Annotated in this window: 20 protein-coding genes and 1 pseudogene; 10 read left to right on the forward strand and 11 right to left on the reverse strand. The window is 66.2% G+C overall.

From position 1 onward, the window contains the following. Positions 1 to 23: 23 nt before the first annotated feature. Positions 24 to 1,361: an MFS transporter gene (locus ACVIJ6_RS18515; RefSeq protein ID WP_456773851.1), complete on the reverse strand. Its 1,338-nt coding sequence runs from the start codon at positions 1,359 to 1,361 to the stop codon at positions 24 to 26. A gap of 333 nt (positions 1,362 to 1,694) precedes the next feature. Between ACVIJ6_RS18515 and ACVIJ6_RS18520 the strand changes: the two genes are divergently transcribed. The 3 genes from ACVIJ6_RS18520 to ACVIJ6_RS18530 all read left to right on the forward strand — a co-directional run bounded on the left by ACVIJ6_RS18520 (position 1,695) and on the right by ACVIJ6_RS18530 (position 4,935). Further along, on the forward strand, positions 1,695 to 2,720 hold the full coding sequence (locus ACVIJ6_RS18520; protein ID WP_012046334.1) for a histone deacetylase family protein: 1,026 nt from the start codon (positions 1,695 to 1,697) through the stop codon (positions 2,718 to 2,720). 163 nt (positions 2,721 to 2,883) lie between these two features. Further along, the gene (locus tag ACVIJ6_RS18525; RefSeq protein ID WP_456773852.1) at positions 2,884 to 4,581 is read left to right on the forward strand and encodes a methyl-accepting chemotaxis protein; all 1,698 of its coding nucleotides are present in this window, start codon (positions 2,884 to 2,886) and stop codon (positions 4,579 to 4,581) included. Between the two features lie 66 nt (positions 4,582 to 4,647). After that, positions 4,648 to 4,935: a hypothetical protein gene (locus ACVIJ6_RS18530; RefSeq protein ID WP_456773853.1), complete on the forward strand. Its 288-nt coding sequence runs from the start codon at positions 4,648 to 4,650 to the stop codon at positions 4,933 to 4,935. On the opposite strand, the gene ppsA is transcribed toward ACVIJ6_RS18530, so the two are convergent. Further along, complete coding sequence (gene ppsA, locus ACVIJ6_RS18535) at positions 4,932 to 7,367, reverse strand: phosphoenolpyruvate synthase (protein ID WP_456773854.1); 2,436 nt, start codon at positions 7,365 to 7,367, stop codon at positions 4,932 to 4,934. The two genes, ACVIJ6_RS18530 and ppsA, sit on opposite strands and share 4 nt — an antisense overlap. 153 nt (positions 7,368 to 7,520) lie before the next feature. On the opposite strand from ppsA, the gene ACVIJ6_RS18540 reads away from it, so the two are divergent. Next, positions 7,521 to 8,645 carry an SbmA/BacA-like family transporter gene (locus tag ACVIJ6_RS18540; protein ID WP_456773855.1) on the forward strand — a complete coding sequence of 375 codons (1,125 nt, stop codon included), beginning with the start codon at positions 7,521 to 7,523 and terminating at the stop codon, positions 8,643 to 8,645. Here ACVIJ6_RS18540 and ACVIJ6_RS18545 read toward each other — a convergent pair. The 3 genes from ACVIJ6_RS18545 to ACVIJ6_RS18555 are packed head-to-tail and all read right to left on the reverse strand — an operon-like array spanning position 8,605 to position 11,885. Further along, positions 8,605 to 9,543 carry a 1-phosphofructokinase family hexose kinase gene (locus ACVIJ6_RS18545; RefSeq protein ID WP_456773856.1) on the reverse strand — a complete coding sequence of 313 codons (939 nt, stop codon included), beginning with the start codon at positions 9,541 to 9,543 and terminating at the stop codon, positions 8,605 to 8,607. The two genes, ACVIJ6_RS18540 and ACVIJ6_RS18545, sit on opposite strands and share 41 nt — an antisense overlap. A gap of 5 nt (positions 9,544 to 9,548) precedes the next feature. Further along, complete coding sequence (glk, locus tag ACVIJ6_RS18550) at positions 9,549 to 10,529, reverse strand: glucokinase (protein WP_456773857.1); 981 nt, start codon at positions 10,527 to 10,529, stop codon at positions 9,549 to 9,551. Positions 10,530 to 10,532: 3 nt separating this feature from the next. Next, positions 10,533 to 11,885 (reverse strand): GH1 family beta-glucosidase, encoded by a 1,353-nt coding sequence (locus tag ACVIJ6_RS18555; RefSeq protein ID WP_456773858.1) that lies wholly within the window; start codon positions 11,883 to 11,885, stop codon positions 10,533 to 10,535. 207 nt (positions 11,886 to 12,092) lie between these two features. Here ACVIJ6_RS18555 and ACVIJ6_RS18560 point away from each other — a divergent pair, with 207 nt between their 5' ends. The 5 genes from ACVIJ6_RS18560 (at position 12,093) to ACVIJ6_RS18580 (ending at position 17,502) form a co-directional block, all read left to right on the forward strand. Then, a complete protein-coding gene (locus tag ACVIJ6_RS18560; protein ID WP_456773859.1) occupies positions 12,093 to 13,043 on the forward strand; it encodes an ABC transporter permease in 951 nt (316 codons plus the stop codon). An 86-nt stretch (positions 13,044 to 13,129) separates the two neighbouring features. Further along, positions 13,130 to 13,924, forward strand: coding sequence for an ABC transporter permease (locus ACVIJ6_RS18565; RefSeq protein WP_456777022.1), 795 nt, complete (start codon positions 13,130 to 13,132; stop codon positions 13,922 to 13,924). Beyond that, a complete protein-coding gene (locus ACVIJ6_RS18570; protein WP_456773860.1) occupies positions 13,921 to 14,931 on the forward strand; it encodes an ABC transporter ATP-binding protein in 1,011 nt (336 codons plus the stop codon). Before ACVIJ6_RS18565 ends, ACVIJ6_RS18570 begins: the two co-directional genes overlap by 4 nt. Beyond that, positions 14,928 to 15,980 carry an ABC transporter ATP-binding protein gene (locus tag ACVIJ6_RS18575; RefSeq protein WP_456773861.1) on the forward strand — a complete coding sequence of 351 codons (1,053 nt, stop codon included), beginning with the start codon at positions 14,928 to 14,930 and terminating at the stop codon, positions 15,978 to 15,980. Before ACVIJ6_RS18570 ends, ACVIJ6_RS18575 begins: the two co-directional genes overlap by 4 nt. A gap of 34 nt (positions 15,981 to 16,014) precedes the next feature. Continuing rightward, positions 16,015 to 17,502, forward strand: coding sequence for an ABC transporter substrate-binding protein (locus tag ACVIJ6_RS18580; RefSeq protein ID WP_456773862.1), 1,488 nt, complete (start codon positions 16,015 to 16,017; stop codon positions 17,500 to 17,502). Between the two features lie 131 nt (positions 17,503 to 17,633). Here the strand turns inward: ACVIJ6_RS18580 and ACVIJ6_RS18585 are convergent, their stop codons facing one another. Then, a complete protein-coding gene (locus tag ACVIJ6_RS18585) occupies positions 17,634 to 17,828 on the reverse strand; it encodes a hypothetical protein (protein WP_041750979.1) in 195 nt (64 codons plus the stop codon). Between the two features lie 239 nt (positions 17,829 to 18,067). Between ACVIJ6_RS18585 and ACVIJ6_RS18590 the strand changes: the two are divergent. Continuing rightward, positions 18,068 to 18,169, forward strand: a pseudogene (locus tag ACVIJ6_RS18590) (pyridine nucleotide-disulfide oxidoreductase); the annotation flags it as partial. A 280-nt stretch (positions 18,170 to 18,449) separates the two neighbouring features. Here the strand turns inward: ACVIJ6_RS18590 and ACVIJ6_RS18595 are convergent. From ACVIJ6_RS18595 to ACVIJ6_RS18615, 5 genes are read right to left on the reverse strand one after another with little or no spacing between them, the layout of a single operon-like run. After that, the gene (locus ACVIJ6_RS18595; protein WP_456777023.1) at positions 18,450 to 19,292 is read right to left on the reverse strand and encodes an ABC transporter permease; all 843 of its coding nucleotides are present in this window, start codon (positions 19,290 to 19,292) and stop codon (positions 18,450 to 18,452) included. Between the two features lie 11 nt (positions 19,293 to 19,303). Beyond that, on the reverse strand, positions 19,304 to 20,233 hold the full coding sequence (locus ACVIJ6_RS18600; RefSeq protein WP_456773863.1) for an ABC transporter permease: 930 nt from the start codon (positions 20,231 to 20,233) through the stop codon (positions 19,304 to 19,306). After that, a complete protein-coding gene (locus tag ACVIJ6_RS18605) occupies positions 20,233 to 21,225 on the reverse strand; it encodes an ABC transporter ATP-binding protein (RefSeq protein ID WP_456773864.1) in 993 nt (330 codons plus the stop codon). The genes ACVIJ6_RS18600 and ACVIJ6_RS18605 overlap by 1 nt, the downstream gene beginning before the upstream one ends. Next, positions 21,222 to 22,196, reverse strand: a complete 975-nt coding sequence (locus ACVIJ6_RS18610; RefSeq protein WP_456773865.1) for an ABC transporter ATP-binding protein — start codon at positions 22,194 to 22,196, stop codon at positions 21,222 to 21,224. The genes ACVIJ6_RS18605 and ACVIJ6_RS18610 overlap by 4 nt, the downstream gene beginning before the upstream one ends. A gap of 4 nt (positions 22,197 to 22,200) precedes the next feature. After that, positions 22,201 to 23,838 (reverse strand): ABC transporter substrate-binding protein, encoded by a 1,638-nt coding sequence (locus ACVIJ6_RS18615; RefSeq protein ID WP_456773866.1) that lies wholly within the window; start codon positions 23,836 to 23,838, stop codon positions 22,201 to 22,203. Positions 23,839 to 23,881 lie beyond the last annotated feature (43 nt).

Consider the following 23,881-nt stretch of genomic DNA (forward strand, 5'->3'; position numbering starts at 1 on the left):
ACCACGCGGATCGCGCGTGGTGCTCAGGAGGCTCGGAGTTGGACGCGCTGGATGCGGCCCACGATGAAGAGATAGGCAAACGCGGCCACCAGGGCATTGAGGCCGACGAACACCAGCGCGCCATTGAAGGAGCCGGTGGCCGACAGGATGTAGCCGATCACGATCGGCGTGGTGATGCTGGAGAGATTGCCGAAGGTGTTGAACAGGCCGCCGGAGACGCCGCCGGCTTCCTTTGGCGAGGTGTCGGAGACGACCGCCCAGCCGAGCGCGCCGATGCCCTTGCCGAAGAAGGCGAGCGCCATCAGCCCGACCACCAGCGCCTGGCCGTCGACATAATTGCAGCCGATGATGGCCATGGACAGCAGCATGCCGCCGACGATCGGGATCTTGCGCGCGAGCGTCAGCGAGCCGGTCTTGCGCAGGATGGCGTCGGAGATGAAGCCGCCGAGCACGCCACCGATGAAGCCGCACAGTGCAGGCAACGTGGCGACGAAGCCCGCCTGCAGGATCGACAGCCCGCGCTCCTTGACCAGATAGACCGGAAACCAGGTGAGGAAGAAGTAGGTCAGCGTGTTGATGCAATACTGGCCGATATAGACCCCGAGCATCATGCGGTTGGAGAGCAATTGTCCGATATGCGACCAGGTCGGTCCGCCCGATGCGGCCTTGCCGTCTTGCGCGCCCTCCATGTCGACCAGTGCGCCGCCTTCCTTGATATAATCGAGCTCCGCTTCGTTGACGCCGGGATGCTCCTTCGGCCCGTACATGGTCTTGATCCAGACCAGGCCCATGAGGATGCCGAGCGCGCCCATCACGGTGAAGACGTGGCGCCAGCCGAATTCATGCGCGATCCAGCCCATCAGCGGCGCGAAGATCACGGTGGCGAAATATTGCCCGGAGTTGAAGAACGCCGATGCCGTGCCGCGCTCGTTGCTCGGAAACCAGGCGGCCACAATGCGGGCGTTGGCCGGAAAGCTCGGCGCCTCGGCGAGGCCGACCAGGAAGCGAAGCGCGAACAGCGCGACAATGGCGGCGGCGCCGGAGAAGAAGCCGATCCAGCCCTGCATCAGGGTGAAGATCGACCAGACGACGATGCTGCAGGCATAGACCCAGCGCGAGCCGAAGCGATCGAGCAGCCAGCCGCCCGGCACCTGGGCAAGCACATAGGACCAGCCGAAGGCGGAGAACACATAGCCCATCGCGACGGGGTCGAGATGCAGCTCCTTGGACAGCGCGGGACCGGCAATCGACAGCGTGGCGCGGTCGGCATAGTTCACGGTCGTGACCAGGAACAGCATGGTCACGATGAGCAGCCGCACGCGCGATCGACGCAATTCGGCCGTGGATACGATTGCGCTCATGCGCTCCACCTCTCTTGAAACGTTCCTCAAGAACTGTCCTAGAGGAGATGGAGGTCCGGGGTCCAAGCCGAAGCCTGTATCGATCGATCCAATAATTGGATTGATCATGCCCTCAGTCGGTCACAAAGCGAACGTGAGAAGAGTTGCGAGTGGCTCGCTCTTTCACCCTCGATCTTGTCAACCTGACGCGATGGCATGCTGCGTCCGACGCGTCGTCGCGTTCCGCATGTTGGACGTTGCACAAACATAATCCAGCGCGCGGGCGGTCGACGCTTGTATCGACCGCTGCTGCGTGCACAATCGTTTGCGCAAGCGAACAAGGAGCCCGCGCGCGTGAAGGCCGTCTACACCGAGCTGCATCGCAGCCATGATCCGCAATTCTATCTTGTGCGTGGGGTGGTCAAGCGCACCACCGAGCAGCCCGAACGGGCTGACCGCCTGCTTGCAGGATTGAAGGCCGGCAATCACGAGTTGGTCGCGCCCACCCATTTCGGCCAAGAAGCACGCGCACGCGTTCATAGTCCGGAGTATCTCAACTTTCTTGAAGAGGCGTGGGAGGCCTGGGCTGCGCTCGGCGACGCCGGGACCGAGATGATTCCGAACATGCACCCCGTGCGCCATGCCGCCACCTATCCGACCCATATCGTCGGACGCCTCGGCTGGCACACGATCGACACCTCGGCGCCGATCGGGCCGGGCACCTGGGAAGGCGCCTGTGCCGCGACCGACGTCGCGACCACCGCGGCCCAGTTGCTGCTCGACGGCGAGGATGCGGCCTATGCGCTGTGCCGTCCGCCCGGTCACCATGCGTATCGCGACATCGCCTCCGGCTTCTGCTTCATGAACAACTCGGCGATTGCGGCGGCCCATCTGCGGCAGCGCCATGAGCGCGTCGCGATCCTCGATGTCGATGTCCATCACGGCAATGGCACGCAGGGCATCTTCTACGAGCGCCCTGACGTGCTCACCATCTCGATCCACGCCGATCCGGCGCACTACTATCCGTTTGTGTGGGGCTATGCGCATGAACGTGGCGCCGGCGCCGGGCTCGGCGCCAACCTCAACATTCCCCTGGCCCTGAAGAGCGGCGACGACACCTATCTGAAGGCGTTCGAGACCGCGGCCAAGACCATCCATGCGTTCGCGCCCGGCGCGCTCGTCGTCGCCCTTGGCCTCGATGCTTCCGAGCACGATCCGCTCAAGGGGCTGTCGGTGACCACACCCGGTTTCAGGCGCATCGGCGGCGCGATCGCGCGGCTCGGCCTGCCCACGGTGTTCGTCCAGGAGGGCGGCTACCTCTCCGACATTCTCGGGCAGAACCTCACCGCGGTGCTGGCCGGGTTCGAGGCGGCGCGGTGAGAATGGTGTCCTGGTAACGAATCCGCCCAGCGCTGCGGCAAAATCAAACCTTCCGTCCGGATTTCCACGGGTCCGGAAAAGAGAGCTTTCGTTAGGTTCCCATGCGACGATCCGACGCAGATTCGTCCAGGCCGCTTCAACGGCGAATGCGGGGAACATGTCGATGCGGTTGCTCGACCATCTCAAGATCATTTGGAAGATCAGTCTCATCGTTGCGGTGCTGGGGGCGACGCTTGCTGGCGTCGTCGTGTACGGCACCAACCAATTGAGCACGACGGTTGCGGACTTCGCGGAGCTGTCCAATCAGCAAATGAGTTCCAGCGCCGTGGTGCGGGCCCAGCGCCGCCTCGAAACCTATCATGCCGCGCTCTACGCTGTGCTCACGGAGACCACCGCCGAAGGCAACGAGAAGCGGTTGAAGCTCGCCGTCAAAAACCGAGACGAGATCGCATCCTTCATGGACCTGGCGTCCAAAGAGGATCCGGCCCAGACCAAGCAGATCGATGGCTTCAAGGCTGACCTGACACGGGCATTTGCCGTTTGCGATGCCGTGCTTGAGGCCGGGGCTAAGGCGGTGAGCCCGGAGGAAAATGCCAAGGTGGCCGATCGCGCGCACAAGGAATGCGATCCGGCGATCGATGGTGTGCTCGGCAAACTGCAGACCTTCGTCGGTCAGATCGTGGAACTGACGCGCAAGAAGAATGAGGCCATCCGAGCCGAAGCTGACTCAAGCACCCGCGCGGTGATGCTGGTTGGGATTGTTGGACTGATCATCGGGGTCGCCGTCGCATTGTTCATCGGCTTGAGATCGCTGTCGGCTCCCATCGCCCGGCTCAAGGCTGCGATGGAGCGGCTCGCCAACAACGATTTCACCGTCGAGGTGCCCGAGACCGACCGCCGCGACGAGCTCGGCGACATGGCCAAGACCGTCCAGGTCTTCAAGACCAACGGCATCGAGGTGGCGCGCCTGAAGAAGGTGCAGGAGGAGACCGAGCGGCAGGCTGCGGAGCAGCGCCGGCGCGACATGCACGACCTCGCCAACAAATTCGAGCAGGCGGTCGGCGACATCGTCCAGACGGTGTCGTCGGCATCGACGGAGCTCGAGGCGTCTGCCAATACGCTCAACCAGACGGCTGAACGATCGCAGCGGCTCACCAATGTGGTGGCCTCCGCCTCGGAAGAGGCCTCGACCAACGTGCATTCGGTGGCCTCGGCGGCTGAGGAGCTGTCATCCTCGGTCAATGAGATCAGCCGCCAAGTGCAGGAATCGGCGCGGATGGCCAATGAGGCGGTCAGCCAGGCGCGCAAGACCAACGATCGGGTCAGCGAGCTGTCGAAGGCCGCCGCACGCATCGGCGACGTCGTCGAGCTGATCAACACCATCGCGGGGCAAACCAATCTCTTGGCGCTCAATGCCACCATCGAGGCGGCGCGCGCCGGTGAAGCCGGCCGCGGCTTCGCGGTGGTCGCCACCGAGGTGAAGGCGCTTGCCGAGCAGACTGCCAAGGCCACCGGCGAGATCGGCCAGCAGATTTCCGGCATTCAGACCGCGACGCAGGAATCGGTCGGGGCGATCCGGGAGATCTCGGGCACGATCGAGCGGCTGGCGGAGATCGCCTCGACGATCGCCGCCGCAGTCGAGCAGCAGGGCGCCGCGACCCAGGAAATCTCGCGCAACGTGCAGCAGGCCTCGCAGGGTACCAAGGAGGTCTCGACGAACATCGTCGACGTGCAGCGCGGTGCCTCCGAGACCGGCTCGGCCTCGTCGCAGGTGCTCTCTGCGGCCAAATCGCTGTCCACGGACAGCGAACGGCTGCGCGGTGAAATCACACGATTCCTCGGCACGGTGCGGGCCGCCTGAGGCGCCGCCAGCGCCGGCCACCTCGATGGTGCGGCGGCGTTGCTGCAGTCAGATCATGGGTGAGCCGTGGCAGACATCATCAAATTCCCCACGGCTGCCGCGCGGGCTGTGCGCGGCGAGCGAACCGAGCCCGCGCCCGAGGCTGCGATCGAGGGGCAGCTCATGCGCCTGCAGCTCACGCTCGATTCGTGGCGGCTGATCCTGCGCTGGCTCGATCAGCTGGCCCAGTCCGGCGGCGAGGGGTGTCCGGGCGAGCAGTCGCGGCGCATCCGCGAACTGATCGCCGCAGCTGAACGCGCCATCGCCGATCTCCATGATCGCCACGGCCGCGGGCCCGCACCGGAGCGCGATTAGCTGGCCAGCGCCTGCGGCGCCGGCGCTATGAGCTCCTGCTCGGCCGCGCGCACGATTGCCATGGTGCGCAGAATGCTCGCCGGATTGACGCTGATGGAGTCGATGCCGAGCCCGGCGAGGTAGCGCGCGATCTCCGGATAGTTCGCCGGCGCCTCGCCGCAGATGCCGACATGGCGGTGGTTGCGGTGCGCACCATCGATGGCCAGCTTCAACATCGCCAGCATGCCGGGATCGCGCTCGTCGAAGTCGAACGCCACGATATCCGAATCGCGGTCGACGCCGAGCGTGAGCTGGGTCAGGTCGTTGGAGCCGATCGAGAAGCCGTCGAAATGCTGGGCGAAGTCGTCGATCAGGATCACATTGTTGGGGATCTCGCACATCATGTAGATCTCGAGCCCGTTCTCGCCGCGGACGAGGCCATGCCCGGCCATCGCCGCGATCACCCTGCGCGCCTCCTCGACGCGGCGGCAGAACGGGACCATGATCTTGAGATTGCGCAGGCCCATCACATCGCGCACCCGCTTCAAGGCGGCGCATTCCAGCGCGAAGCCGGCGGCATAGGCGGGATGGGCGTAGCGCGAGGCCCCGCGGAAGCCGAGCATCGGGTTCTCTTCCTCCGGCTCGAAATCGGAGCCGCCGATCAGGCTGGCATATTCGTTGGTCTTGAAATCCGACAGGCGCACGATGACGGGACGCGGATAGAACGCGGCGGCAATGGTGCCGACGCCTTCCGAAAGCCGCTCGACGAAGAAGTCGGCCGGCTTCTTGTAGCGCGCGGTGAGGCGTTTGATCGTCGCGCGGTCCTTCGCCGACGTCACCTTGTTCGGCGTGGCCAGCGCCATCGGGTGGATGCCGATCGACTGGTTGATGATGAACTCCATGCGCGCCAGCCCCACGCCGTCGCTCGGCAGCAGCGCGGTCTTGAAGGCGAGCTCGGGATTGCCGAGATTGACCATGATCTCGGTGCGCGGCTTCTCCAGCCGGTCGATCGCGATGCGCTGCACCTCGAACGGCAGGGCGCCGTGATAGACATGTCCGGCATCGCCCTCGGCGCAGCAGACGGTGACGCTTGCCCCGGTCTTGGCGCGCGCGCTGAAATCCTCGGTGCCGACCACGGCCGGCACCCCGAGCTCGCGGGCGATGATGGCGGCATGGCAGGTGCGGCCGCCATGATCGGTGACGATTGCGGCCGCCGTCTTCATGACCGGCTCCCAGTCCGGGCTGGTCGAGGCGGCGACCAGCACTTCGCCGGGCCGAAACGCACGCAGATCCTTCGGCGTGCGGATCAGGCGGATCTTGCCGGCCGCGATCTTCTCGCCGACGGCGCGGCCGGTTGCCAGCACCTGGCCGGTCGTCTTGAGCACATGGGTTTCGACCGCCTCCGGCCGGCGCTGTGAGGCGACGGTCTCCGGCCGGGCCTGGATGATGTAGAGCGCGCCGTCGCGGCCGTCCTTGGCCCATTCGATGTCCATCGGCGTCGGCCGTCCGGCCTTCTGCGAGTAGTGCTGCTCGACCGTGATCGTGGCCTGCGCCAGCTCCAGCACGTCGGCATCATCGATGCAGAATTTCGCCCTGTCGGCCGGCGGAGTGGCCTCGGTGCGCGTGGTCGCGCCGCGCGCGCCGGTCTTGGCGTAGACCATCCGCTTGTCCTTGGCGCCGAGCCGGCGCGACAGCACGCTGCGGAAGCCGGCGGCGAAGGTCGGCTTGTGCACGTAGAACTCGTCCGGATCGACTGTACCCTGCACGATGGTCTCGCCGAGGCCATAGACGCCGGTGATGAAGGCGACGTCGCGAAAGCCGCTCTCGGTGTCGAGCGAGAACATCACCCCGCTGGCGGCGAGATCGGATCGCACCATCTTCATGACGGCGACCGACAGCGCGACCTTGTCGTGCGCAAAGCCGTTGTCGATGCGGTAGGAAATGGCGCGGTCGGTGTAGAGCGAGGCGAAACAGCGGCGGCAGGCCTCGAACAGATCCTTGGGCCCGCGGACGTTGAGGAAGCTTTCGTGCTGGCCGGCGAAGCTCGCATTGGGCAGGTCCTCCGCGGTGGCGGAACTGCGCACCGCCACGGCAACGCCGCGGCCATATTCCTGCTCCAGCTGCCGGTACGCCTGCGTGACCTCGCGGCGCAACTCTTCGCGATCGGTCGCCGCGAACACGATCGCCCGCGCCTTTGCCGCCCGCTTGGCCAGATCGGCGATGCGCCGCTTGTCGAGGCCGGCAAGCAGCTTGCGCAGCTCGTCATCGGCGCCGCCCGCGCGGAGGGCGTCGCGGTAGCTTGCGGCGGTCAGCGCGAAGCCGTTGGGCACGCGCACGCCATGCGGCGCCAAGGCCGAATAGAGCTCGCCGAGCGAGGCGGTCTTGCCGCCGACCTCGGGCACGTCCTCGATGCGAAGGTCCTTGAACCAGCGGATGTACCCGGGTGCCGTCATCGGTGATCTCCCGCGTCGCAGCGTTAACATCAAGTTTGTCGCGTTGCGCGGCCGATGACTTGCGGAAGATCAAGCGGAACGACGTCGGCGCTCCTTAGATCACGTTGTGCTAGAAGTTCCAGCACTGAAGCGGAGGACTCCCGACCCACGATGATGTCCGACGACGAGAATGAGGACGGCAATCGCGAATGGTCGCGATTCTGGCTGACGGCACGGCAATTCTGGCTGGGATCGGCGGCCTGGCGGGTCTGGCTGCTCTGCGCCGCCCTGATCGTCCTCGTGCTGCTGCAGCTCTACGTCCAGTTCCGCTTCAACTACTGGAACCGGGATTTCTTCGACGCGCTGGAACGCCGCGATCCGACGCGGCTGCGGCAACAGGCCGTCCTGCTCATCCCGCTTTGTCTTTCGAGCGTCGTGCTGGCGATTGTCTCGGTGTGGGGCCGCATGGCGATGCAGCGCAACTGGCGACAATGGCTGAGCGCCAAGGTGATCGATTATTGGGTCGAGAACGACCGCTATGCGCGGCTCGCGACGGTGCAGGGCGATCTGAAGATCCCCGAGTATCGCATCGCCGAGGACATCCGCATCGCGACCGATGCGCCGGTCGACTTCGCGGTCAGCATGATCTCCTCGCTGCTGACGGCGGTGGTGTTCGTGCAGGTGCTGTGGCAAGTCGGCGGGTCCATCGGTTTTGCCGCGGCCGGGCTGCAGTTGTGGATTCCAGGCTACCTGGTGATCAGCGTCATCGTCTATTCCGCGCTGGTCACCGGGGCCATGCTGTGGATCGGCTCACCGCTCACCCGCGTCATCCAGATCAAGAACCAGGCCGAGTCGGAGCTGATCACCGCGGCGCACCACCTGCGCGACATCGGCGAAGGCATCACGCCCAAGCACGAGGAGCGCGGCGTCATCGCGGGCATCTGGCTGGCGCTCGACCGTACGATCAAGCAATGGCAGCGGCTGTGCTGGCAATTGATGCGCAACACCCTGGTGTCTCACCTCAACACGCTGATCGCGCCGATCATCGGCCTTGTGCTTTGCGCGCCGAAGTTCCTCGCGGATCAGATGACGCTGGGCGAGCTGACCCAGGCGGCTGCTGCATTCACGCTGGTGCAGGGCTCGTTCAACTGGATGGTGGACAATTTCAGCCGCGTCGCCGAGTGGACGTCGTCGCTGGAGCGCGTCGGTGGATTGCTGCTGTCGCTTGATCGGCTCAACGGCGACGGGGAGGTGAAAGTTACGCCGTCTCCAGCCGCACGTCAGCCAGCAGACGGGTGACATCGGAAGGATCGCATAGCGCGGTGCCGGTGCGCAGCAGCGCTGCCGCGCCGGCCGCAACCGCGAAGCGGAACGCGTCCTCCAGTGGTGCACCTGCCGCGAGCTTCGCCACCAGCGCGCCGAGAAAGCTGTCACCGGCGCCGACGGCGTTGACCGGCACCATGGTCAGCGGCTGGGCGCGCAGCACGCGCTCTGATGTCACCAAGAGCGCGCCGAGATGGCCCATGGTGAGCGCGACCGTGCCGGCCTTGCCGCTTGCGATCAGCGCCCGCGCCGCTCGTTCCCATGCCGCCGCATCGGGCAGTTCGCCGCCGGCGAGCTCCTGCATCTCGCGCAGCGACGGCTTGATCAGGTCTACGCCGCCTTCGACTGCCGCGGCCAGAGCCGGGCCAGACGTGTCGAGGATGAACTGCGCACCGCGGGTACGGACGAGCGCGGCAATGCGGGCGTAGTAATCGGTCGGGACCCCGCGCGGCAGGCTGCCGCTGCCGACCACGAAGCGGGGAAATGGATCGATGCGGGCGAGCAGCGCGAGACCCGCCTGCCACTCGATCTCACTCAGCGTCGGTCCGGGAAGGATGAAGCGGTAGGGCTGGGCCGTGGCGCGCTCCTGCACGAAAAAGTCCTCGCGCGTGTCCTCGGCTGTTGTCCAGGTGAGGCTGGTGACGCCTTCGCTCTCCACGAGCTGTTTCAACAGCTGCCCGGTCGGCCCGCCCACGGGATAGAGCGCGGTCACATCGCCGCCGAGTCGGGTGATTACGCGCGCGACATTGATGCCGCCGCCGCCGGGATCACGCCGCTGCGTGGTGCCGCGCAGCTTCGCCACCGGCATGATCCTCTCGACGGTCGTCGAGATGTCGACAGCCGGGTTCGGCGTGATCGTGACGATGTCACTCATCTCTGTCAGTGTGTGTGAGCGCCGCCGCTCGCGGGAATGCCGGATTCATAGAACGATTTGAGACCAAGGAAGCTGATATCCGGCTTGGTGACGAGATGCACCGGGATCGGACGCAGATAGCTGTCATAGCGTCCCTTGCTCTCGAACTGCCGGCGGAAATCGGACCTGGCGAAATAGTCGGGAAAGCGCGGCGGGATGCCGCCGGCGATATAGACGCCGCCGCGGGCGCAGAAGGTCAAGGTCAGATTGCCGGCGACAGCGCCGAGCCAGGCGCAGAACATGTCGAGCGTCGCGCGGCTGGTCGCGCAGCTGCCGTCGAGGGCGGCGCTGGTGATCGCGGCCGCATCGCGCGGCGGCGCCGTGACTCCGTCGACGGCGGCCACGGCCCGGTAGACGTTCTCGAGCCCCATGCCCGAGAGCGCCCGCTCGATCGAGACATGTCCGAAGCGCTCGCGCATCTTGGCCAGCACCGCAGCCTCGCGCGCGGTCGTCGCCGGCAGCGTGGCGTGACCAGCTTCGGTCACGGCCACCATGGGACGGCCGTCGCCCGGGAGATAGCAGGCGGCGCCGAATCCTGTGCCCGGGCCGATCACCAGCATCGGCGCGCCTGCAACGGCTGCGTCGCCGCCGAGCGGAAACAGATCGTCCGGATGCAGCGCCGGCAGCGACCACCCCACGGCCTCAAAGTCGTTGAGGAGCTTTGCCGAACGCAGATTGAAGCGCGCCTTGAGTTCGGCGCCGTCGATCACCCAGGTCGAATTGGTCAGCATGCCGCGGTTGCGTTCGATCGGACCGGCGATGTCGAGCACGGCCGCGCCGGGTGCACCGCCTGCCGCATGCCGGGACAGGAACTCGGTGATGGCATCATCGATGGTCGGAAAGTCTGCGACCTTCAGGTGTTCGATATGGCCGATCGTGCCACCGTCAAGCAGCGCAAAGCGCGCGTTGGTGCCGCCGATGTCCCCCAGAAGAACGCGATCGCTCATTCCTCACTCTTCCGCCCGGTTGTGCGGCCCGGCCGGATCGTCGGGCGACCGCCTTGCCGCAATCATCTCCGCATACCATCGCGCCGATGCCTTGGGAATGCGGCGCTGCGTGGTGTGGTCGACGTAGACAATGCCGAAGCGCTGCGAATAGCCCGCCCCCCATTCAAAATTATCCATCAGCGACCAGACGAAATAGCCGCGCACATCCGCACCCTCGGCGATGGCCTGTTCCATGGCCGTGATATAGGCCTTGAGGTAGCCGATCCGGTCGTCATCCTGGATATGGCCCGCGGGATCGATCACGTCGGCGGCGGCCGTGCCGTTCTCCATCACATAGATCGGGATCCGGAACCGCTGGTCGATATCGACCAGCGTTTCGCGGAACGCATCCGGCACCACGGGCCAGCCGATCGCACTGCGCGGCACGCCCTGCGGCGGCGGACCGAAACTGGCGCCGATCAGGTTGGTGTCGGCCTTGATGTAATGCGGCGCGTAGTGATTCAGCCCGAACCAGTCGACGGGGCGGGCGATCTGCGCCATGTCGCCGGGCCTGACATAGGGCGTGACGGCGTCGCGCAGTGCCGGCGGATAGCAGGCGAACGCCTGCGGAAACGGGAAGGCGTCGTTCCAATAGGCCGCGAGCCGCAGCGCGGCAGCCGCGTCCTCGGGACTGCTGGTGCAGGGATAACAGGGCTGGCGATTATGGATCGCGCCGATCGAGGCGCCGACGACGTCCCGGCGCAGCACGTCGACGGCGCGGCCATGGCTGAGATTGACGTGATGAATGGCCTGGTGCAGCGCTGCCTTGTCTGCGATGCCCGGCGCATGCCAGCCCAGCCCGTAGCCGAACAGCGTGAACACGCCGGCCTCGTTGAACGTGGCGAAGCGCTTGACCCGGTCACCATAACGTCGCGCCACCAGCGCGGTGTAGTCGGCGAACCAGCCGGCGGTATCGCGGTTCTGCCAGCCGCCGAGCTCGCCCAGCGCCTGCGGCAGGTCCCAATGATAGAGGCAGAGCCAGGGCTCGATTCCCGCGGCCAGTAGGGCGTCGATCAGGCGGTCGTAGAAGGCGAGTCCGGCTTCATTGGCCGCGCCGCGTCCCTGCGGCAGCACCCGCGGCCAGGCGATCGAGAACCGATAGGCATCGAGGCCGAGCTCGCGCATCAGCGTCACGTCGTCGGCGTAACGATGATAGTGGTCGCACGCGATGTCAGCGGTATCATTGTGGCTGACGCGGCCGGGCGCCCGCAGATAGACATCCCAGATGCTGTCGGCCCGACCGTCGCGATGCGCCGCGCCTTCGATTTGGAAGGCCGAGGTGGATGCGCCCCAGACGAAGCGCGGTCGGATGGTCATGAGGGATGGGCCTGCACTGAAGCGAATGGCCGCATGATGCTGATCGCAGACGTCGAACCGTTGACCGGGATCAATCCGGCGGGGCTCGCCGGGGCTGGTGCGATCCGGTCCTGCGTCTGACACGGGCAATCATGCAGGCACCGGGGCTTGCATCGGGGACGAAAGCTGTGGAACGTGCGGCCGCCGAAAATTGGAGTCCCGGCGCGGATGAGCGTCTTTCTGCTGCGGCGATGCCTGACCTTGCTTGCGACCCTGGTCGGCGCGTCGCTGATCATTTTCCTCGTGCTCGACGCGTTGCCGGGAAACGCCGCCCAGATGCTGATGGGTGCGGATGCCTCGCCGGACGCCGTCAGGGCACTGACCGTCAAGCTCGGGCTGGATCAGCCGCTGGCGCTCCGCTATCTGCATTGGCTCGGCGGGCTCCTGGTCGGTGATCTCGGCAACAGCTATGCCTATGGCACGCCGGTGGCCGAACTGATCCGCGAGCGGCTGGCGATGACCATTCCGCTCGCGATCCTGGCGATGGGGCTGACGACGGTGCTGGCCCTTGCGGCCGGAATCTATACGGCGGCCAATCATAACCGGCTGGGCGATGTCGGCGTGATGTCGCTGACCCAGATCGGCATCGCGCTGCCCAATTTCTGGTTTGCGATCCTGCTGATCCTGTTGTTCGCCGTGAAGCTGCAATGGCTGTCGGCCGGCGGCTTCCCCGGCTGGGAGGACGGCATCTGGCCCGGCCTGCGGTCGCTGCTGCTGCCGGCGGTGGCGCTCGCGGTGGTGCAGGCAGCGATCCTGGCGCGGGTGACGCGCTCGGCGGTGCTCGACGTGCTGCGCGAGGATTTCGTGCGCACGGCGCGTGCCAAGGGCCTGACCAAGCGCGAGGTGCTGTGGCGGCACGTGCTGCGCAACGCGATGATCCCGGTGCTCACCGTGATGGGCCTGCAATTCGCCAATCTCCTGGCCGGCACCATCGTGATCGAGAACGTGTTCTATCTGCCGGGTCTCGGGCGGTTGATCTTCCAGTCGATCGCCAACCGCGACCTGATCGTCGTGCGCAACTGCGTCATGCTGCTCGCGGGCATGGTCATCATCGTCAACTTCGTGGTCGACGTGCTCTATGCGGTGATCGATCCGCGCATCAAGGTCCACGAGCTGTGAGTTCGCTGGTTACAGTTCAAGCCGCTGCGAGCGCCGCGCCGTTGCCCAATGGCTTCTGGCGCCGGGCCTTGCGGCATCGCAGCTTCATGGTCGGCGCGCTGCTCTGTCTCCTGGTGCTCGGCGCTGCGCTGCTGTCGCTGGTCTGGACGCCATGGTCGGCCTATGAGATCGACGTCGCCGTGAAGCTGCGGCCGCCCTCGGCGGCACATTGGCTCGGCACCGATGTGCTCGGCCGCGACATCGTCTCGCTGCTGCTGGTCGGCGCGCGCGCGACCATCCTCGTCGGCATCATCGCGGTCGGCATCGGCCTCACTTGCGGCGTCTGCCTCGGGCTGATCGCCGCCGCGCAGCGCGGCTGGACCGAAGAGCTGATCATGCGCTTCAGCGACTTCACGTTCGCTTTTCCTGCGGTGCTGTCGGCGATCATGCTGGCCGCGGTCATCGGTCCGGGCATGGTGACCTCGATCACCGCGATCGGCATCTTCCAGATCCCCGTGTTTGTCCGAGTCACCCGCGGCTCGGCCGGCGCGATCTGGACCCGCGAGTTCATTCTCGCCGCGCGCGCCGCCGGCAAGGGCCGCGTCCGCATCACCATCGAGCACGTGCTGCCGAACATCCTGTCGATCCTGATCGTGCAGGCGACGATCCAGTTCGCACTGGCGATCCTGGCCGAGGCTGCGCTGTCCTATCTCGGCTTGGGCACGCAGCCGCCGCAGCCGTCCTGGGGGCGCATGCTGAACGACGCGCAGACCCTGCTGTTCCAGTCGCCGAGCCTTGCCGTCTATCCGGGCGCCGCGATCGCGCTCGCCGTGCTCGGCCTCAATCTGCTCGGCGACGGTCTGCGCGACCTGCTCGACCCGCGGCTGGCGAGGCAGCGATGACCGCCGGAGATCAGGCTCTGCTCGACGTCTCGAATCTCGGCATCCGGCTCGACACCAGCCGGGGTCCCGCGCAGGCGGTGCGCGAGGTGTCGTTCGCGCTTCGGCGTGGCGAGACGCTCGGCATCGTCGGCGAATCCGGCTGCGGCAAGTCGATCACGGCGCTCGCATTACTCGGGCTGCTGCCCGACAGCGCGGTTGTGAGTGGCAGCATCAGGCTCGACGGCCGTGAGATGGTCGGCCTTGCGGATGCTGATTATTGCAGGCTGCGCGGCAACCGCATCAGCATGATCTTCCAGGAGCCGATGACCGCGCTCAACCCGATGCACACGATCGGCCATCAGGTGGCCGAGCCGTTGCTGCGCCACACCGGCTGTTCGGCCGCTGAGGCCAAGCGCCAGGCGATCGCGCTGCTCGACCGCGTCGGTCTACCGGATCCCGCCCGGCGCTACGACGCCTATCCGCATCAATTCTCCGGCGGTCAGCGCCAGCGCATCACCATTGCGATGGCGCTCGCCTGCAAGCCGGATGTGCTGATCGCCGACGAGCCGACCACCGCGCTCGACGTCACCATCCAGCGCCAGATCCTCGATCTGATCGCCGATCTCGTGGCCGAGCAGGGTATGGCGATGATCCTGATCTCGCATGATCTCGGCGTCATCGCCGAGAACGTGCAGCGGATGATCGTGATGTATGGCGGCACGGTCGTCGAAAGCGGCTCCACCGACGCGGTGTTCTCGCGCATGGGCCATCCCTACACCCAGGGTCTGTTCCGGGCGCGGCCGCGGCTCGGCGCCCGCAAGGGCACGCGGCTTGCGACCATCGCAGGAACGGTGCCGGAACTCGCCGATCTGCCGGCCGGCTGTCCATTTGCCGATCGCTGCAATCTGGTTGTCGACGCCTGTCGCACGGCGCTGCCGCCGGTGGCCGAGATCGGTGCTGGTCATGCCGTCCGCTGCATCCGGACCGATGTCGCGCTGACGCGTGATCCTGTGGGAGTGGTCGCGTGAGCGAGGCAGTCGATCGCCCGGCCGAGACCGCGCTGCTCGAGATCAGGGATCTCGTGCAGCGCTACACGCTGCCGCGCGAGAGCCTGCTGCGGCCGCCAGGACAGGTGCTGGCACTGAATGGCGTCTCGCTCAAGCTGATGCCCGGCAAGAGCCTCGGCATCGTCGGCGAGTCCGGCTCCGGCAAATCGACTCTGGCGCGGTTGATCATGGCGCTGGAACGGCCGTCATCGGGAGCGGTGCTGATGGCGGGGCGTGATCTCGACCGGCTGCCTGCGGATGAGCTGCGCCGCGCGCGGCGCGATTTCCAGATGGTGTTCCAGGATCCCTATGGATCGCTCGATCCACGCCAGACCATCGCGCGCATCGTCGCCGAGCCGCTGACCGCTCTGGAGAGCCCCGATCGCGCGTCCTTGCGCATGCGCGTCGCCAGCGTGCTGCGGCAGGTCGGATTGCGCGATGCCGACATGGACAAATATCCGCACGAATTCTCCGGCGGCCAGCGCCAGCGGATCGCGATTGCGCGTGCCCTGATCACGCAGCCGAAGCTGATCGTCGCCGACGAGCCGGTCTCGGCGCTCGACGTCTCGGTGCAGGCGCAGGTGCTGAACCTGATGCAGGACCTGCAGGAGCAGTTCGGCCTCAGCTACGTCCTGATCAGCCATGATCTCGCCGTCGTCGACTATCTCTGTGACGAGGTCGCCGTGATGTATCTCGGCCGCATCGTCGAGCAGGGTCGGCCAGAGGACCTGTTCGGGCAATGCGCGCATCCCTATACGCGGGCATTGCTGGATGCGGTGCCGCGGGCGCAGGCCGGCGCAGTTCGGCGACGGCGCGAGAGTGTCGCGATCGCCTCGCAATCCATGGGGGCTTCGGGATGCCCCTACGCGCCGCGCTGCCCGCTCGCCGATTCCCATTGTCATGCGACCGCTCCCGCCTTGCGGCCGCTCACGGCGCAACATTTGGCTGCCTGCCACAAGTCGGAAAGCGTGATGGCGCTGCCGGCGCTGGTCGCCGCAGAACAACCGCCTCTTGTCTCCAAGCCTTTTTGACGCGTAATTTGGTTCCGTCCGGGAGAAACAAACAATGTTCAAGAGATTATCGATCATCGCACTGACCGCGCTCGTCGCGGCCATCGGGCCGGCCTCGGCGCAGAGCAAAAAGGACAGTGTCGTCGTCGGCATGACCTTGGAGCCGCCGGGCCTCGACCCGACCAGCGCGGCCGCCGCGGCCATCGCCGAGGTCACGCTCTACAATGTCTATGAGACGCTGACCAAGATCAACGAGGACGGCTCGGTGTCGCCGCTGCTGGCGCAGAGCTGGCAGGCCTCGTCCGATCTGAAGAGCTACACCTTCAAGCTGGCCAAGGGTGTCAGGTTCCAGAACGGCGAGGCGTTCGATTCCTCGACGGTGAAGTTCGCGTTCGAGCGCGCCGGCGCCGCCAACAGCACCAACAAGGACAAGGCGCTGTTCCAGGCGATGGAGCAGGTGACAGCTCCCGATGCCGAGACGATCCAGATCAAGCTGAAATATTCCGAGCCGAACCTGCCGTTCCTGCTCGGACAGGCGACGGCGGCCATCGTCGAGCCGAAGAGCGCGCCGACCAATGCGACGCAGCCGGTCGGTACCGGGCCGTATACGCTCGGCGCCTGGGCCAAGGGCTCGTCGCTGACCTTGAACAAATGGCCCGATTATCGCAACGCGGCCGCGGTCAAGCTGTCCAAGGTGACGATCCGCTTCATCTCCGACCCGGCGGCGCAGGTCGCGGCGCTGCTGTCGGGCGATGTCGACGCCTTCCCGCGCGGCACCTCGGCGCGCACCTTGCCGCAGTTCAAATCCGATCCGCGCTTCATGGTGCTGATCGGCGGCTCCAAGGCGAAGACCATCGTCACCATCAACAACAAGAAGAAGCCGCTCGACGACGTTCGCGTCCGCCGCGCCATCCTGGCCGCGATCGACCGCAAGGCGATGATCGAGGGCGCCGTCGATGGGCTGGGCACGCCGATCGGGAGCTTCTACGTTCCAGGCTCGCTCGGCTATGTCGATACCACCGACATCAATCCCTACGATCCGGAGAAGGCCAAGAAGCTGCTGGCCGAGGCCGGCGTGACCACGCCGCTGCAGCTCTCCCTGCGGCTGCCGCCGCCGGCCTATGCGCGGCAGGGCGGCGAGGTGCTCGCGGCGCAATTGGCCAAGGTCGGCATCGTTGCCAAGATCGAGAATCTCGAATGGGCGGCGTGGCTGTCGCAGGTCTTCAACGGTCCGCATGATTTCGACCTGACGATCGTCTCGCATGTCGAACCGTTCGATCTCGTGAAGTTCACCGAGAAGAACTACTATTTCGGCTATCAGTCCGAGGCGTTCGACAGGCTGTATCAGACGATCGTCGATACGCCGAACGACGCGGAGCGCGCCAAGCTGCTCGGCGACGCCCAGCGGATGCTGGCAACCGACGCTGCCGCCGGTTTCCTGTTCCAGCCGCAATGGATCACGATCATCAACAAGAAGCTGAAGGGCGTCTGGAAGGACGTGCCGCAGTTCGAGAACGACTTCGCGAGCTGGTCCTGGGAGTGATTGCGTAGCCGTCATTGGCCGCGCAATCGCAATGCGCGAGATAGCGCCCTCTCCCGCAAGCGGAGAGGGCGCATGAGCGGCCACGCGCTGTCAGCAATCGATCGCCCGGCTTCGATCGGCTTTGCGCAAGATCAGTGCGGCCACTCGATCGGCGTGAAGCGCAGCTCCCGCCGCCGCATCTCGGCCTGGAGCTCCTGGGCATATTGCTTGGCCCTGTCCCCGATCAGGCGATAGGGACCCCCGATCCGGCTATCGGCGGCTACCTGCTTCCGGACACTCTCGTAATAGGCCAACAGGCTTTCGTCCGTTGAATTCACAAATCGCATCGCTAAACGCCCTTGCAACAATCCCCCTCGCGGCCAGTGTGCATGTGTTGCCAGCCCTGGAAGCGACATGGGGTAAAGTTCCGACGTGACAAAAAGTTCCGTTCTCCCGTTCCAAAGCGCCGTATCGGCGCTGTGCGTCGCCCTCGTCACCGCAAGAACCTTTCCGTCACCGACCCGCTTAAGCCTTCAGCGAAAGCAAGGTCAGGCCATGCCATGCGGGCTTACATTCTGGTCATCGTACTGATCTGCAGCAGATCACGGTGGCATTCGGCCATGCTGCGGTTGCTGCATGCCACGCGGATCACGCGTTGCCGATGTGCGATGCGGAACCGACCGGCTGAGCACGTCGTGCGAACGTGATTGCAACCTATGGGCGCGGTGGCGTATGATGGTGTCATCTGCGTTGACATGTCGGACGGTCGAGCATGGACAGGAAATCTGCATGTCTGGCCGCGGCCATGAGCTGTCGCGAGGAAGCGGAGCGCGATCCGGCACGTCGTGATCTTTGGTTGCTGCAGGCGTCCAAATGGACGGCGCTGGCCGATCAGCAGGCCGGGCACGCTCTGATCGTTTGCGAGCCCCTGGCCTCCGCGGCTCAGGACGTCCGTCGCTGAGCCCGGATCATTGCAAGGTCGGGTCGAGCCGGTCGCGCAGCCAGTCGCCGATCATCGAGACCGCGAGCGTGGTGATGACGATCGTGACTGCCGGGGCCAGCATGACCCATGGCGCGCGCGTGAGATATTCGCGGCCATAGCCGACCATGTTACCGAGACTGGTCATCGGCGGCTGCACGCCGAGGCCAAGGAAGGACAGGCCGGATTCCAGCAGGATCACCTCAGGGAACACCAAGGTCATCGAGACGATCAGCGTCGAGGCGATGTTGGGCAGGATGTGCCTGAGATAGACGCGCTGCGGCGTCGCGCCGAGCTGACGCACGGCGGCGGCGTAGCCCTGCGCATTGGCCGAAATCGCCAGCCCGCGCGCGATGCGGGCGTAACGCTCCCAGCCGAACAGGCCCATCAGCCCGATCAACAGCGGCAGTGAATTGCCGAAGAAGGCGAGCACCGCGAGCGCCAGGATCAGGAACGGCATGCTGGCCTGGAAGTCGGCGAGCATCAGCACGAATTGCTCGACCAGGCCGCGGAAATGCGCGGCGAGGAAGCCGAGCGTGGTGCCGACGATGGCCGAGATCGCGGTCGCGCCGAACGCGATCAGCAATGAGATCCGGATCGAGACGATCAGACGCGACAGCACGTCGCGGCCGAGCTCGTCGGTGCCGAGCCAATGGGCCGGGTTGCCCGGCAAAGCAAGACGGTTGCGCAGATCGAACTTGGTGAAGCCATAGGGCGCGATCTGATCGGCGAAGATGGCCACGATGAGTATCGCTGCGATCCAGCCGATGGCGATGGTGACCGAGACGGGAATATTGGGCCAGCGCAGCCGCCTTGCGGCGGGGGCCTTCATTGCAACATCGGTCATGCCGCCGCTCCCTTGCTGCGCAGCCGTGGATCGAGCAAGCCATACAGGAAATCGACGATCAGGTTCGAGGTGACCATCGTCATCGCCACCAGCAGCAGGATGCATTGCACGACCGCGAGGTCGCGATTGGCGACCGCGACGACCAACAACCGGCCCACGCCGGGCCAGGAGAACACGCTTTCGACCACGACGGCACCGGCGATCAGGCTGCCGACCATGAAGCCGAGAATGGTCACGGTGGGAATCGCGGCATTCGGCAACGCATGGTCCGTGATCACGCGCCGCCATGGCACGCCCTTGGCGGATGCCGTGCGAATATAGGGCTGGCCGAGGATCTCCAGCATGGCGCTGCGCGTGAAGCGCGCCAGCACGGCGGCGCCGCCGAAGCCGAGCGTGACGATCGGCAGGATGGCGTGACGCCACGAGTCTTGTCCGCCCGACGGCAGCCAGCCGAGTTGCACGGCGAAGATCAAGACCAGCAGCAGCGCCAGTACGAAGCTCGGCACCGTGAAGCCAGCCACGGCCGTGATCATCACCGCGCGGTCGATGGCCGATCCCCGATGCAGCGCGGCGTAGATTCCTGCGGGAATGCCGAGCAGCACCTTCACCAGGAAGGCCGGAATGGTCAGCGCGAGGGTTGCAGGAATGCGCTCGATGACCAATTGGATCGCCGGTCGGCCGTCGCGCATCGAGCGCCCGAGCTCGCCCTGGCCGATCGCTTTGAAGTAGTCGAGATACTGCACCCAGATCGGATGATCGAGGCCCCAGGCCTTGCGGAACGCCTCGATCACCTCGGGCGGCGCTTCAGGTCCCATGATCATCAGCGCGGGATCGCCGGAGAGTCTGAGCACGATGAAGGCGAAGGTGACGACCAGCGCGATCGTCAGCAGCGCGCGCGCAAAGCGGATCGCGAAGAAGCGGAGCATCACGCGGCGTCCTGGGCTTGCGACGGCGCATCCGCCACGAGATGGCACGCCACCTGTCGCTGCTCATCCAGCGCCGCGAGCTGCGGCACCTCGACGGCGCAGCGCGCGGTCGCGTGGCGGCAGCGCGGATGAAAGGCGCAGCCCGAGGGCCGCGCGGCAGGATTGGGCGGATCGCCTGTCAGCACGATGCGGCTCGAGCTGCGCCGGCCGGGCGCCGGCGAGGCCGACACCAGCGCCTGCGTGTAAGGATGCTGTGGCCGCGCGAACAGATCATCGGCGTCGCCGAACTCGACGATGCGGCCGAGATACATCACCGCGACCTTGCTGCTGATCTGCCGGATGACGCGCAGGTCATGGCTGATAAACAACATGGTCAGTCCGAGCCGCGCCTGCAGATCGATCAGCAGGTTGACCACCTGCGCCTGGATCGAGACGTCGAGCGCGCTCACTGGCTCGTCGCAGACGAGGAAGTCGGGCTTCGTCGCCAGCGCGCGCGCCAGCACGATGCGCTGGCGCTGGCCGCCGGAGAGGGCGCCGGGATAGCGGGCGCCATGGCTGTTGTTGAGATCGACGGATCGCAGCAGTTCGTGCACCCGCGCGTCGCGCTCGGCCTTGGTGCCGATGTTGTGGATGTCGAGCGGCTCGCGGATCTGCGCGGCGACGGCAAGCCTTCGATCGAGCGCGCCGAGCGGGTCCTGGAAGATCATCTGCATGCGCGCGCGTTGCGCGCGCCAGGCGGCTGTGCCCGGTGCAGCGATCGGTGCGCCATCGAAGCGCACGCTGCCTTGGTCAGGTGGCTCGAGTCCGAGCACCATGCGTCCGGTGGTGGATTTGCCGGAGCCGGATTCGCCGACGATGCCGAGCGTCTCGCCTTTTTGAATCGAGAAGCTCAAATTGTCGACGGCACGGACAGAAATGGGCCGCCCGAACAGGCCGGACCGCATCCGATAGGTGCGCGAGATCGCCCGGACCTCGACCAGCGGCGTTGTCATTCGGCGGCGAGCTCCACCGGCAGCCGTTGCGGCCGCAGGCAGGCCACCGCGCGGTCCTGCTCGGAGGGCGCCAGCGGCGGCACGCCGGCGTGGCAATCATCGCCGGCATGATGGCAGCGCGGCGCGAAGGCGCAGCCGCTCGGCAGCGCGCGCGGATCGGGCACGGTGCCGGGAATCGCCTGCAGGCGTCGACGCGCGCCATCCAGCGGCGGCAGCGCGCCGATCAGGCCCTGCGCGTAAGGGTGCCAGGGATCGTCGAACAGCCGCGTGGCGGGCGCGCGCTCGACGATGCGGCCGGCATACATCACGCAGACCCGGTCGCAATTCTCGGCGACGACGCCGAGGTCGTGGCTGATCAGCACCATCGCCATGTTGAACTCGCGGCGCACGGCGGACAGCAGATCCAGGATCTGCGCCTGGATCGTGGCATCGAGCGCGGTGGTCGGCTCGTCGGCGATCAGGAGGTCCGGCTGACCGGCCAGCGCCATCGCGATCATGATCCGCTGCACCTGGCCGCCGGAGAATTCGTGCGGATAGGCCGATAGCCGCCGCGCCGCGTCGGGAATGCCGACGAGATCGAGCAGCCGCAGCGCCTCTCTGCGCGCGGCTTCGCCGCGGAGGGCGCGATGCAGCGCCAGGCTCTCGCACAACTGACGGCGGATGGTGAGCACAGGATTGAGCGCGCTGGCTGGATCCTGGAAGATCATTGCGATGCGCCGGCCACGCACCTGGTCGAGCACCGCGCCATCAGCACCGAGCAGCTCCCGGCCGTCGAGCTGCACCGAGCCCGAGGTCCTCGCCTTGGCCGGCAGCAGGCCGAGCGCCGCGAGCCAGGTCACCGACTTGCCGGATCCGGACTCGCCGACGAGGCCGACGGCCTCGCCCTTGCCGATGTCGAGATCGATGCCATGCAGCACGGGCGTGCCGTCGAAGGCGACTTTCAGGCCGGAGATGCGGACCAGCGGCGCCACGGCATCACGCTCCGTAATTGCCGGTGCGGAAGTCCATCGCGAAGGCCGGCGAGGCCTTCCACTTGATCGACTTCGGCTTGGCGGTGAACGTCGCGTTCTGGTGCAGCACCGTGTAGGCCGGGTCCTCGCGCTCGGCGATCTCCAGCATGCGGCGGAACGCCTTCTTGCGCGCCTCGCGGTCGGTCGAGGTCTCCAGGAATTCCGACAGCTTGTTCAGCTCGGCATTGCTCCACTCGCCGACCTGCTGCTGCTGGCCGTTCGGACCGTGCTGGGCCACAAGCGAGGAGACCGGATCGTTGAACGCCGCCGAATTCGACCAGTCGCGCACCGCGCGGTTGGGCGCGCGCTCGAGAATCTGCGACCAGTTCTCCTTGGTCTCGATCTGCACGTTGAGGCCGACCGCCTGCCACATCTCGACCAGCACTTGCGCGGTGGCGACCTGGTTGGTGTAGTAGTTGTTGAGCAGGCGGTAGGGGATCGGGTCGCCCTTGTAGCCGGCCTGCTTCAGGAGGTCCTGCGCCAGCTTCGGATCGAACGCCGGCACGCTCCAATCGGCGATGAACATGTCGCCGTAGAACTCCCATTGCAGGCCCTTCGGCACGCGGGTGCGGCCGGCCCACAGGCTGTCGACGATCGCCTGGCGATCGATCGCATGGGTGAAGGCGCGGCGCACCAGCGGATTGGCGAGCTGCGGATGGTTCTTGTCGAACACGGTCAGGCGGTGATTGAGGATGGTGCCGCCCTGCACCTCGAACGCCGCGTTCTTCTCGATGCCGGCGATCTGGTCCGGCGGGATGTCGCAGGCGAACTGATATTCGCCTGACAGCAGCCCGTTGATGCGGCTTGCGACCTCCGGCACCTCGACGAAGCGGATGCGCTTCAGCGGCGGGCGACCGCCCCAATATTCGTCATGCGCTTCCAGCGTCAGCGACACGTCCGGCTTGAACTCGACGATCTTGTAGGGGCCGGTCGTGATCGGCTTGCGCGCCCAGTCGAGATAGCTCGCCGCTTCCTCCCAGCCGCGCCGGCTCATGATGTCTGAGCCGTAGCGCATCAGGCGGCCCTCGATGGTCACGTCCGGCGTCGCGTTGACGAAGCGGACGGTATATTTGTCCACCGCGTCGACGCGAACGAGATCCGGCCACATCCGGCGGGCGACGCCGATCACGTCCGGCGGCAGCTCCTTGCCGGGGCGCGGCGTCGGGATCTTTTCGAACGCCTTGATGGTGGTGCGGCTCTTGGCCTCGCTGTCGCCGAACATGCGCTCGCGGCTGAACGAGAACACGACGTCCTCGGACGTCATCTCGTCGCCATTGTGGAACTTGACGCCCTGGCGCAGCTTCAGCTCGACGGTCTGGTCGTCGATCCGCTTCCACTCGGTGGCGAGACCCGGAACGGCTTCGAGATTGCCGCGGAAGTTCTTCGAGATCAGGCTTTCCCACAGCGACGAGTAGAACACCCGCTCGCCGACATTGGACTGCTCGCGCAGCACGTCGAGCACGTTGGAGTTCGTCACCTTCTGCACGGCGATGGTGACCGAGGGACGATTGTCGGCTTGCGCGATCGACACGCGCGGCAGGATGAAGCTGCCGCCGATTGCGGCGCCGGCGCCGAGCAGGCCGCGGCGGGTGAGCTTGGTCATGGCAATCTCTCTTGAGGTTGTCGACTTTGCGAAAGAAGCGGAT

It is taken from the genome of Bradyrhizobium sp. USDA 4369, from assembly GCF_054056435.1.

Coding starts and splice junctions, on each gene's coding strand:
- ACVIJ6_RS18515 (WP_456773851.1), bottom strand. CDS start 1,361: ATGAGCGCAATCGTATCCACGGCCGAATTGCGTCGATCGCGCGTGCGG.
- ACVIJ6_RS18525 (WP_456773852.1), top strand. CDS start 2,884: ATGCGGTTGCTCGACCATCTCAAGATCATTTGGAAGATCAGTCTCATC.
- ppsA (WP_456773854.1), bottom strand. CDS start 7,367: ATGACGGCACCCGGGTACATCCGCTGGTTCAAGGACCTTCGCATCGAG.
- ACVIJ6_RS18540 (WP_456773855.1), top strand. CDS start 7,521: ATGTCCGACGACGAGAATGAGGACGGCAATCGCGAATGGTCGCGATTC.
- ACVIJ6_RS18545 (WP_456773856.1), bottom strand. CDS start 9,543: ATGAGTGACATCGTCACGATCACGCCGAACCCGGCTGTCGACATCTCG.
- glk (WP_456773857.1), bottom strand. CDS start 10,529: ATGAGCGATCGCGTTCTTCTGGGGGACATCGGCGGCACCAACGCGCGC.
- ACVIJ6_RS18555 (WP_456773858.1), bottom strand. CDS start 11,885: ATGACCATCCGACCGCGCTTCGTCTGGGGCGCATCCACCTCGGCCTTC.
- ACVIJ6_RS18560 (WP_456773859.1), top strand. CDS start 12,093: ATGAGCGTCTTTCTGCTGCGGCGATGCCTGACCTTGCTTGCGACCCTG.
- ACVIJ6_RS18565 (WP_456777022.1), top strand. CDS start 13,130: ATGGTCGGCGCGCTGCTCTGTCTCCTGGTGCTCGGCGCTGCGCTGCTG.
- ACVIJ6_RS18570 (WP_456773860.1), top strand. CDS start 13,921: ATGACCGCCGGAGATCAGGCTCTGCTCGACGTCTCGAATCTCGGCATC.
- ACVIJ6_RS18580 (WP_456773862.1), top strand. CDS start 16,015: ATGTTCAAGAGATTATCGATCATCGCACTGACCGCGCTCGTCGCGGCC.
- ACVIJ6_RS18585 (WP_041750979.1), bottom strand. CDS start 17,828: ATGCGATTTGTGAATTCAACGGACGAAAGCCTGTTGGCCTATTACGAG.
- ACVIJ6_RS18595 (WP_456777023.1), bottom strand. CDS start 19,292: ATGAAGGCCCCCGCCGCAAGGCGGCTGCGCTGGCCCAATATTCCCGTC.
- ACVIJ6_RS18600 (WP_456773863.1), bottom strand. CDS start 20,233: ATGCTCCGCTTCTTCGCGATCCGCTTTGCGCGCGCGCTGCTGACGATC.
- ACVIJ6_RS18605 (WP_456773864.1), bottom strand. CDS start 21,225: ATGACAACGCCGCTGGTCGAGGTCCGGGCGATCTCGCGCACCTATCGG.
- ACVIJ6_RS18615 (WP_456773866.1), bottom strand. CDS start 23,838: ATGACCAAGCTCACCCGCCGCGGCCTGCTCGGCGCCGGCGCCGCAATC.